Origin of the sequence: Sporosarcina sp. NCCP-2222 (assembly GCF_023168145.1) — a bacterium.
Lineage (GTDB): Bacteria > Bacillota > Bacilli > Bacillales_A > Planococcaceae > Sporosarcina.
The window spans coordinates 199,228-209,881 of sequence record NZ_BQYK01000006.1 but is presented as its reverse complement, the minus strand read 5'-3'; the positions used below and the strand labels follow the sequence as shown (position 1 = coordinate 209,881).

Annotated in this window: 12 protein-coding genes; 7 read left to right on the top strand and 5 right to left on the bottom strand. The window is 43.5% G+C overall.

The features are described from left to right. From NCCP2222_RS14355 to NCCP2222_RS14340, 4 genes are all read right to left on the bottom strand, one after another. The coding region (locus tag NCCP2222_RS14355; protein WP_248513078.1) for a M20/M25/M40 family metallo-hydrolase at positions 1-488 on the bottom strand (488 nt) is incomplete at its 3' end. A gap of 400 nt (positions 489-888) precedes the next feature. After that, positions 889-1,890, bottom strand: a complete 1,002-nt coding sequence (locus NCCP2222_RS14350; protein WP_248513030.1) for a YsnF/AvaK domain-containing protein — start codon at positions 1,888-1,890, stop codon at positions 889-891. A gap of 169 nt (positions 1,891-2,059) precedes the next feature. After that, complete coding sequence (locus NCCP2222_RS14345) at positions 2,060-2,203, bottom strand: hypothetical protein (protein WP_248513029.1); 144 nt, start codon at positions 2,201-2,203, stop codon at positions 2,060-2,062. Further along, the gene (locus NCCP2222_RS14340; RefSeq protein WP_248513028.1) at positions 2,200-3,498 is read right to left on the bottom strand and encodes a tetratricopeptide repeat protein; all 1,299 of its coding nucleotides are present in this window, start codon (positions 3,496-3,498) and stop codon (positions 2,200-2,202) included. Before NCCP2222_RS14340 ends, NCCP2222_RS14345 begins: the two co-directional genes overlap by 4 nt. Before the next feature lie 148 nt (positions 3,499-3,646). On the opposite strand from NCCP2222_RS14340, the gene NCCP2222_RS14335 reads away from it, so the two are divergent. The 3 genes from NCCP2222_RS14335 (at position 3,647) to NCCP2222_RS14325 (ending at position 6,085) form a co-directional block, all read left to right on the top strand. After that, complete coding sequence (locus NCCP2222_RS14335; protein ID WP_248513027.1) at positions 3,647-3,928, top strand: hypothetical protein; 282 nt, start codon at positions 3,647-3,649, stop codon at positions 3,926-3,928. Positions 3,929-4,032: 104 nt separating this feature from the next. Then, positions 4,033-5,082: a C40 family peptidase gene (locus NCCP2222_RS14330; protein WP_248513026.1), complete on the top strand. Its 1,050-nt coding sequence runs from the start codon at positions 4,033-4,035 to the stop codon at positions 5,080-5,082. A gap of 58 nt (positions 5,083-5,140) precedes the next feature. Beyond that, a complete protein-coding gene (locus NCCP2222_RS14325) occupies positions 5,141-6,085 on the top strand; it encodes a patatin-like phospholipase family protein (RefSeq protein ID WP_248513025.1) in 945 nt (314 codons plus the stop codon). Positions 6,086-6,124: 39 nt separating this feature from the next. Here the strand turns inward: NCCP2222_RS14325 and NCCP2222_RS14320 are convergent, their stop codons facing one another. Continuing rightward, complete coding sequence (locus NCCP2222_RS14320) at positions 6,125-6,946, bottom strand: C40 family peptidase (protein ID WP_248513024.1); 822 nt, start codon at positions 6,944-6,946, stop codon at positions 6,125-6,127. Positions 6,947-7,220: 274 nt separating this feature from the next. Here NCCP2222_RS14320 and NCCP2222_RS20755 point away from each other — a divergent pair, with 274 nt between their 5' ends. The 4 genes from NCCP2222_RS20755 to NCCP2222_RS14305 form a co-directional block, all read left to right on the top strand. Next, positions 7,221-7,352, top strand: a complete 132-nt coding sequence (locus NCCP2222_RS20755; protein WP_282570708.1) for a hypothetical protein — start codon at positions 7,221-7,223, stop codon at positions 7,350-7,352. A gap of 216 nt (positions 7,353-7,568) precedes the next feature. Then, a complete protein-coding gene (locus tag NCCP2222_RS14315; RefSeq protein WP_248513023.1) occupies positions 7,569-9,140 on the top strand; it encodes a SpoIID/LytB domain-containing protein in 1,572 nt (523 codons plus the stop codon). A gap of 20 nt (positions 9,141-9,160) precedes the next feature. Further along, positions 9,161-10,144, top strand: a complete 984-nt coding sequence (locus tag NCCP2222_RS14310) for an N-acetylglucosamine kinase (RefSeq protein WP_248513022.1) — start codon at positions 9,161-9,163, stop codon at positions 10,142-10,144. 2 nt (positions 10,145-10,146) lie between these two features. Then, positions 10,147-10,654: GNAT family N-acetyltransferase (locus NCCP2222_RS14305; protein ID WP_248513077.1), on the top strand; the 508-nt coding region annotated here is incomplete at its 3' end.

Sequence of the window (10,654 nt, the reverse complement as noted above, 5' to 3'; positions counted from 1 at the left end):
CCCTGAAAAGCGCCATCGCGCACCATGAATGTCTTTCCAGAGCCGCCTTCTTCTCCAGGACAACCGAAAAATTTTACGGTACCTGGCAAGTTGTTGGCTTCCAAATAGGCTTTCGCAGCGCAGGCTGCCGCAAATGCACCAGTGCCGAGCAAGTTATGTCCACAGCCGTGGCCGACATTCGGTCCGTCTACAGGCTTTGGAGAAGCGAGATTCGGTTCCTGGCTTAATCCAGACAGCGCATCAAATTCTCCAAGAAATGCAATCACTGGTTCACCGGATCCATGCGATGCTACGAAAGCGGTTTCAATTCCGGCGACATTGCGTTCTACTGAAAATCCTTGCTGTTCACATTGTTCAGCGAGATACCGGGCAGACTCATATTCCTCGAATCGTGTCTCAGGATGTCGAAATATGAATTCACTCACCGTTGAAAAATAAGATTCATTGTCTTCTAAATATTTCTTTGTGAACGTTGTTAAATCAGTCACCAAACCATTCCTTTCCAATTTGTAATACTCATAGTAGATTATGAGAATAGTTTCATTCCATCGTAAAGTGCGAAAATACAAACGTCAAGGTAAATATGGCATATTTGTGAATGTGGAAAATATATAGAATTTGTCGAAAAGGAACGAGAATTGTGTGATGAAGTCCGTAGAGAGAGGGGGGTGATCTAGTTAATTAGGAGTAACAAGGTGTGTAATAGTGGTTCATTCTCCTTGGAAAGTACAGGAAAAGTAGATGAATACTAGTGGCGGTTTGTTAAAAAGAGTATCAAAGAGAAAATTGTTAGTAATCAAAAGAAAAAGACTGCAGACAAACCTGAATTCGTCAGGTCTAGTCTGCAGTCTGCCCTTTCAGTAAACGAAAGAACTCCCACTTACATTATTAATCTAACAAGTCATTGTTCTTCCGCTTGTCATAATAATTGCCTGTGATGTCCACATCGCCTTGTTGTTCAAGATGCGCTTCTTCCCGTTTCACAGTATCGCTGACGGTTTCCACATCTTCCACTTGACGCTTGCCGACGACAATCTCTTCCGTGACAATCGGTTTCTTTGTCACTTCGAGTCGTTCTTCCGTAATAGGAATACGGATTGACTCATCCTCTTGGGACATAGTGAAATCAGTATCCGTAACGTCTCCATCCATGACAGGACGGCGTTCCACGTACACTTCTTCACGCATGACAGGGACATCAATAGATTGTTCTTCACTCACAACATCTTTCTCTAACGACACCTCGCCGGCTTCCTCCGTGCGCTTGTCAACCTGAAGCCGTTCTTCCCGCAGCTTCATCCGCTCTTCTTCACGGCCGTAACCAGCTGTTTGGTAATTGTTATCCGTATCTAAAGGAGTGCGGTCCAAAACGGCTTCTCCGCCAACACGGCCATACTGGCCATCGTTGACATACTGCTCGTTCGGAGGCAAGCTATCTTGATATTCATTGCGCATCTCCATATTTTGATAGGCATTCACAGCATTCGCACCTAAATTTTGATCGCGTCCAAGATCAGTCATTCCGAATGTCGCTTCATTTTCCTCGTAGTAAACTGATGCCTCACCCTGATCCACATAGAGCAACAAGCCGCCGTTCTCAATATCTTGATAGTAACGTTCTGCATCAGCGTCATTCAGACCGAGATGGTGAAGCATGCCGTTGACATGATCCTTGCCAGAAAGAAAGTCCATGAACTTATCAAGCCACGACTCATTATCTGTCGTTTGAATATCTGCCGATGTGCGAGACCGCAGCATCGAAAGATCCGTATCATTCTTAGCTACTACATAAATATTATCATCTGCAATTCCTTGCGCCTTCAACTCTTCAACCTTGTCAAGTAATGCTGACTCGCTATGATACACTCCAATAAATCGTTTATCATCCATTATCAGATTCCTCCTTCAAGTTGTGTTGTGCTTCGTAGTGCTACTCTGTACATACCCGCTCAAATCTACGAAAAACGCAAACCACTTGAAAATGGGAAAATGTAATACGCTTGTAATAGGCGAAAGAATTAAAAAAAGAAGCTCCCGGATGGGGAGCTTCTTGGGGGAGTTATTGTAATTGTGTTGGTGCAGAGTAGCTCATTGTTTTCATGATCTTAGGCAGTTGGTCTATTTCCGCATAAGCTTTACCATTAGTAAAGGAAAACACCGAAACAATTGCCAACAAACATACAACAGCTAAAACTTTTTTCAATTTAAATCCTCCCAGTTATCAATTTTTTTATAATGACCATAACGATTTGCTTCTCTGAAGTAAATCGATGATAATTTATATTTTCGGTTGCTATAAAACCATTCTGCTAGTGCAATACAATATTTTTGGATGTTTTTGTAATCGTCTATGCTTTTAAAATACTCAATGGTTTCTTTGGCGAGTTCAATATCTAACCCTTCCTTCTTATTTAAAGAATGGTGAAAGGATAAGTGATAATAATAAGGTTTAAGCTTCTCGTCGGACAGTGTTTCATAGAGTTGTAAACCCTCTTTTGTCCACTTTTCTACAAGATCCTTATTAGAGCTTTTATAGAACTCTATAACTAGACAATATACTGTTATCAAAGGATTTGCAATTCCAATTTTATATTCTAAGCTCTTTTCATAGAAGTAGATGGCATCCTTACTATTTCCCATAACTGAATTAAGTGAACCTAAATTGTGGTAAATCAAACCTTTTTCATTATCAAAATGAAATTCTTCACATATCTGACTGGCCTTATGATAAGCTTCTAAAGCTTCATCATATTGGTCTGTCTTTTTGTAGGTAATTCCCAGCAGGATATAACAATCTAAAACTCTTTTCATGTAAAGATTTTCTCTGAAATATTCTAGGGCTTTTTTTACATATTCGAACGAATAAAATATACGAATATCTGCAGTGTATGCGACACCAATCATGTAATAAAATTCATTCTTCTCCCACTCATCTAAAATGAGGCTTTCCATAATTTTTGCAGCATCTTGGAAGTAATTAATTGCTTTTCTAAGATTACCTATAGAGTAGTAGTATAAAGCTTTAACTAATGTAAAAAGATGTTGTTGATATTCATTAAATTGTGGAAATATGTTTTCCAAAGCATAAATCTCTCTCCTGCATCCTTCCAAATCCTCCCCCAATATCAACCGAAACCGCAAAACAATAAGCAAATAAGTATAATAAATCGATTGATCTTCAAAAATCGGGTTTTCCTGAAGGAGCATGTCTAGCTGCTGGCGTGTGTAGTCTTTGTCACGCTTGGTGATGACATTCCGGTAGCTGTCTTTGAGCATTTTTAAAAATTCCTGCTCGGTTTTATCTTGGGCGGGCTGTGTGAATTTACCTGGATCCATGCCAAGGCGTTCCATGAGCAATTCGACTACTTCTTCGCTGGGTTCAATCAGGTTCCGTTCGATTTTTGATAAGTAGGAAGGCGTACAGATCCCTTTGGCCAGAACGACTTGCTTCATTTCTTGCCGGACGCGCTCGGCCCGAATCACATGTCCTATCCTCATCCCTGATCCCTCTCTTTATCTATCATAGTATATAAGTATCTATAATCATATCATGAAATGTTGGGAAATTTATTTTAAAAAGGCCTAAAAATCGACGGTTTCTGAAAAAAATGTCCCAATCTGTTCATCTCCAACTTGGGGACCATTCATGATATTCTTTTTACAAGGCATAATAGACACAATTTTCGGGGACACTGAGAGAGAAGAAAGTACTATATATATTCAAACGGAAAAGGAGCGTGATTGGATGGCACTAGAGCGGAGCGGTACAGAGTTTTATGTTGAGTACAGGGACATGGAAATCGTTAAAATGAGAATCGAACTGAAAAAGTTTGTGAGGAAGATGAAAGCTGAGGGATATTTGTCGTCCGTCAATACCGATGATCTTCCTTCCGGCATTTATCGAGAAATTCAAAGACTCAATCAATAATTCAGAAAGACGGAACGGTATGGATATCGTTTCGTCTTTTTTTCTATGCTTTTTCTTATCTGGCTAGTACTATAAAAGTAATTGAGTAGAAAGGAGTAGGCTAGATGTCTAGGAATCTTTTAGCATTGTTATTATCCATCTTTTGTCTATCGCTTATCACTCATCCTGCCGCAGCAAAACCGTTCCAGCAGAATGTTCGATGTGGATCTGAATTGCAAGACAAGGACGTGGCAAAGGTTGAAAAGCGATATGCGATCAGCGTTCCAGTTGCGAACGTGTGGCGCCACCCTTCCAAGTCCCGATCCGTCGATGCGGCCACGGTTGTCCCGATGCCTCAGATGGCGAAGTGGACTAAGAGCTTGACGGTAGCTGAGAAGAACGGACTGATTGGCCGGCTGGATACACAGGCATTGTACGGCGATGAAGTTACTGTCTTGAAAACAAAAGGGGATTGGATTTATATTGCCATAAAGGACCAAAAGAAGCCAGGGAAACCATCAGGCTACGAAGGATGGGTTTCTAAAAGTCACGTGACGTCTGTGGACTCGTATGATTCCAACTGTTCGATCGCTATTGTGGATGCGAAGCTTGCGCCCCTGTATGATCAGCCGAAACTGTCACCGAAATATGCGTTTTTGGAAGTCAGTTACACGACGATTTTTCCGATTGTAGAGGATAATGGAGATTGGGTTACTGTCATGACGCCAGGGGATGGACTGAAGTATATTCGTAAGACTGACGTGAAGATCTTTGAAAATTATAATGCTGTTCCAAATCCAACAGGGCAGGATATTATAAATGCGGCAAAGCGCTATATCGGCCTGCCTTATTTATGGGCGGGTGTTTCTGCATACGGGTTTGACTGCTCAGGGCTGACCTATTCAATTTATAAAAATCATGGAATTTTGATTCCCCGCGACTCTTCGGATCAAGCAAAGGAAGGCACGGCAGTCAAACGGGCCGATCTAAAGCCGGGAGACCTGATTTTCTTTGCACGTGACAAAGGAAAAGGGTCTGTCTATCATGTTGGCATGTATGTCGGTGATGGAAAAATGATCCATGCTCCAAATTCATCAAAGAAAGTGGAGATTGTGTCCATTAATACAGGCACTTATAAAACAAACTACGCGGGAGCAAGAAGATATTTGAAATAAGGAATCCTGTTCTACTTCGCAAGTTTTCAACTTATCCTATACCAATAGGAGGGATGACTTGGAGATTGACGGGGTATTTGCTGGCGGGGGATTGAAAGGATTTGCCCTTGTTGGTGCATATCAGGTGCTGGAAGAGAAGGGGTACCGCTTCAAACGTCTTGCAGGCACAAGTGCCGGTGCAATTATCGCTTCCTTCATTGCAGCTGGCTATACAGGACGAGAAATAGAGACGATGCTGCATGAAGAGGATTTGCAGATACTGCTGGATCCGAGAAAAGCGATCTTGCCGATTCCTTTCATGAAATGGATTAATTTGTATTGGCGCATGGGGTTGTATCAAGGGAAGGAACTGGAGAAATGGTTTTTTGAAAAACTGTCGTTAAAAGGAATCTATACTTTTTCAGATATACCCGAGGGTTCGCTGAAATTGGTCGCCTCTGATTTGACGAACGGAAAAATAATCGTCTTGCCTGATGACCTTGTTCATTATGGCATCGAGCCTGAAACTTTTTCTGTCGCCAAGGCACTCCGGATGAGCTGCGGCATTCCTTTTTTCTTTGAACCGGTTCGGTTGAAGGTGCCGACAGGCGATACGATTGTCGTGGACGGCGGCGTGTTAAGCAATTTCCCTCTCTGGTTATTTGATGACAAAGAGGGGAACCGAGAACGGCCGGTCGTTGGAATGAAACTGAGCCACCGGAAAGATGAACTGTCCCGTAACCGGATTGATAATGCACTGAATCTGTTTGAAGCTCTGTTTTCCACGATGAAAAATGCTCATGATGATCAATATATTTCGAGGAAGCATGAGAAGGACATAATTTTTATACCGGTGGATCATTATAGTGCCACCCAGTTTGATCTGGATGATGAACAAAAGGACGAATTAATCAAGATTGGCCGCTTGCGCACGACCGTCTTTTTGCATCATTGGCGATATGCCCGTCCGGATTATAGTGGATTTCAGCTCGTGCAGGGAGGATATGCTGCTATTGGGCGATAAAATAGGAAAACGTCGATGCATTTACGCATCGACGTTTTTTTAAAGTCTTTTAAAGCTGTGAAACTTAGATTTCCAATAGCGGTCGCTTAAGCTGGTCACTTGAGATTTCTTGCCGCCCGCATGAATGAATTTATTGTTCCCGAGATAGATACCGACATGTGAAATGCCTTTACGATATGTATTTTGGAAAAATACTAGATCCCCTGGTTTAGGTGACGCTACTTTTTTAGAAGCCGCGAATTGGCCAAGTGTGTCGCGAGGAACCAATTTGCCGGATTTCTTAAAGGCATATTGGACAAAGCCACTGCAATCGAACCCGTTGACGGTTGTGCCGCCGAAACGGTATGGAATACCACGAAGTGACATTGCCTGGTCGATGACTTTATCGGCAAAAGCCACATTGGAGCTGGATTGCTTAGAAACTGTTCCTTTTGTCAACAGTGTGCTGAGTGCCCAACCGTTTTTACCGTTGACACTTACCTTGTACCATACTTCCTTGCCGACCTTTTTTTCTCCAATGACTTTTACGGAAGTGCCTTTTTTGGCGAGTGTAACAATCTTGTGATTTGTACCGGCTCCCGAACGGATATTGACGTTATGTTTTGTTTTGTAGGTGCCAGTCTTTCCTGCGGATGCGCTAGTTGATTTTTTAGAAGTAACGAGTACTTGATTCGGTTTAATTTGATCTGATTTCAAGTTATTCCATTTTTTTAGATTTGCTACAGATACATTGGTCGATTGTGAGATAGTCCATAAGGATTCTCCTTGTTTCACTTTATGAGTGCTTGCTTCAGCGTCATTTGCCGCTAGGCCAAATGCCAATGAACCTGCTAAAAGTACAGACAAAGCAACTTTCTTCATGTATTTCCCCTATCTACCACTGCTCGATATGGATTTTCGCTTTTTTTTATATACGTGAGCTGATTACGTTCTCCATCTTACAATGTGGAGTTTACAGGATAGCGGCATAAACATTACAAATACATTACAAATCATTACGGATATTTTATGTAAATGGTATCACGCTCTATTTAGACTTGTGGATATATTTAGATTAGAAGAACATATTTAGAAGGTGTATCCTTTCTATTTTCACAACATAGGATAGAGGGAGGAAGCAAAATGGAGGGATAGAATGTTACCTAATCTAGATATTCAAGCTTTACTTCAACAGCATCAGTTAAAAGTGAACAGACGCAAAAAGACAAGCGGCGAGTTGCGGGCGGAAGTGCTGAAAAGAGAAAACGAACGGCTGACTGGACAATGAAATCCGGCAGCTGTTTTTTTATTTTCTAGGAACTTTGCGCTCTAGTGCACTTGTTTTATCAGGCTTAATAAGAGAAAAGGAAGCAAGTTTTCTTTTGTCGCTCAAAGTTGATGATAAATATTTTCGGAAGTATTTTAATAAATTGAAAGGGAATTTCAATCTGAAGTCGAATCTCTAAACATAGTAACAATTTCAAGAATAGGGAGGATGAACAGGTTGAGAATATGGAAACAGGTTGTTTTTGCATGTCTACTTGTAAGCGCTTTCTTGCTCTATGGGTATTCCACCACATCTTTTGCTCAGGAAACGGAGCCAGTGATCCGTATCGGCGTCGTTCCAGCGGCAGAGTCCATCAAGCTGAAGGCGGATGGTCCGTTTAATGTACTGGACAAAGAGACAGGGGAAATCCTATTTAGCGGAAATGGGGAAGAAGTGACCGTTATGTTAGGTTCAGCAGCCCAAATTCAGAGTTATTACCGTTTGCAAGTCGCTTTCACGACAAGCCAGGCCTACTTGGACGATTGGCTTGCACGGGCTCATGCTGAAAGTTATCCGACGTATGTAGAGGATTACAATGGTGGATACCGATTGTACTTAGGCGAGTTTCCGACAGATGCCTCATTCAGCGTAAGAACTGCTTTTAAGGATGAAGTTGTGGCAAAGGGGCTGGCTGCCTCTGATGCTTTTTGGAAGATCGTAACGACTGCTGATGGGGAGCGACAGCTATCAGCAAAGATGGGTGCGGAAGAAAAAAACACAAGCCATCCTGTTCAAATGCAAGCCGATTCCGGCATTGTCTTGATTAACGGCATCCCGTATCGAGGAATTGCAGAAGTTGGATTCAATAGCGCGGGCACACTGGCAGGCATTAATGAAGTGAATATTGAACACTATTTGTATGGAGTGGTGCCGAGAGAATTGCCGCCGGTTCCGTACAAGGAAGTGGAAGCACAAAAGGCACAGGCGGTTGCTGCCCGTACGTATGCCTTATCGAATATGGGGAAACGGAGTGCGGACGGATACGACTTGTTGCCGACAACATCTGATCAAGTATACGGAGGATATAGCGCTGAACATCCGATATCCACTGAAGCTGTCGACGGCACAAAAGGAATTGTGGCGACGTATGAAGGCAAGTTGATTACAGCAGTTTTCCATTCCACAAGCGGTGGCTTTACGGCAAATAATGAGGACGTATGGAATTCCGAAGCGACCCCTTATTTGCGCGCGACACATGTTGCGCAAAAAGGAAATTCGTTAAAGTATGTCCCTGCACTGGACGTATACAAAAAGACGGGCAACTCTGAGTCACTTAGAGAAGTGAAAAAAGGGGACTTTGAAGCTGGCTGGTCCAAGTATTATCGCTGGAACTTTGAGTGGACAGCTGAGGAAATCAGCAGCGTGCTAAGCAGTTATTTCAGCACGGATGTCGGAGAAGTGCAGGAGATTAATATCACTGAGCGTTCCAGTTCCGGCCGTGCAGCGGTAATCGAGTTCGTTACGGAGAATGGAACATTTTACGAGTACAAGGACCGCATCCGCTGGGCACTGCAATATATTGATGCAAATGGCAAGCCCGCTGTATTATTGAGCACTTTGTTCATCGTTGAACCGGTCCTTGATCCGGCTACGAATGAAGTGTCTGGCTTTAAAGTGGAAGGAGGCGGCTGGGGCCATGGCGTCGGCATGTCTCAAGTTGGTGCAGTTGGAATGGCTGAAGCCGGCTATAATTTCACGGTCATTCTAAAACATTTTTATCAAGGAATTGAATTGGAAACTAGATACTGAGATAAAAGGCGGTAACGAATATGTATGTAATAGGGATTGATGGAGGCGGCACGCAAACGACCGGCATTGTCTCAGACGAATTTGGCCGCGTGCATATGTACGCCAAGACGGGCAGAAGCAATCCAAATACGATGAATCGGAAGGAGTTTGCAGCAGTCATGGCCGACTTGCTGCAAACCCTCTCATTACAAAATCCGGTCGTATTTGAACAAGTGAGCTGCTGTTTCGCTGGACTGGCGGGTGTTGGGGAAAGCGGTAAAGATGAAGAGGTTGCCCACTTGCTACGTGATTTGCTCCCGGATGGCGCATCTATCACAGTCCGAAATGACGCTTTTAATGCACTCTATTCCGGAACGCTCGGGAAAGCGGGGATTGTCCAGATTGCCGGCACAGGAGCCATTACGTTTGGCATTAATGATCGCGGAGAGACGGCGCGTTCAGGAGGTTGGGGCTATCTTTTCGATGACGAAGGCAGTGGTTTTTATTTAGGGAATGAAGCGTTGCGCCATATTTTTAAAGCGCATGACGAAAGAGGTCCGTCCACATCGCTCAGCGATCGAGTGCTTCATCATTTTTCGGCTGCCTCCGTCCCTGATGTGATTAGCTCCATTTATGGCGAGGAGCATCCCCGCTCTGTCATTGCGCCACTGTCCCGGTATGTTGTGGAAGAGGCGACAGCAGGGGATGGAATTGCGCAGACAATTATTGAGGCGGCATGCGAAAAGATGATAGAGAGCATAGTGGCTTGCAGGCAGCAATTATTTGATGAGGAGCATGCAACGACTATTATTTTGTCTGGCGGTGTTTTTACGGGTTCTGATCTATGCAGAAACACGATGATCCAATTTGCTGGCCAGTGCTTGCCTTCGGTGACCTTGCAATCTACGCAAGTACCTCCAGCAGTTGGGGCGGTGCTGGCAGGGCTGTCCGTGATGCAAATAAAACCGGAAAATGAATTTGTGTCAACGTTAACAAGCGAGCTGAACAGAAAGGGGCTGCCGTGAACATGTTGTATATCGACGAAGTCAAACCCGACAGAATCATCTCGTTATGGAATCGTTCAATTGGAGAACGCTTTCCGATGACAAATGAATTGTGGAAGCAAAATACGATCGATGACAAGAGCATCATGCGAGAAGCATCATTGGCCATCGTTGATGGGGCAAATTTGCTCGGATTCATCGTAGCAAAACGTCCAGAGGGACATAACGAAATGGCAACGCAAAAGATGGGCTGGATTCAATGTTTGCTGGTAAACGAGAATGCCAGAAACAGAGGAATCGGCAAGCAACTCTTAGAGTGCGCGGAAGAAGAATTTCGCAAACAAGGGATAACAGACATTCGGCTAGGTCGGGATATGCGTCATTACTTCCCAGGAGTTCCGGCTGAGGATACAGGTAGTATAGCGTGGTTTACGAAGAGGGGATACATGTGTGAAACAGTCGAGACGGATTTGATTGCTAACGTGAAAGACTGGAAGCCGTACGAACTTGAAAACGGGCTGCAACACTTTC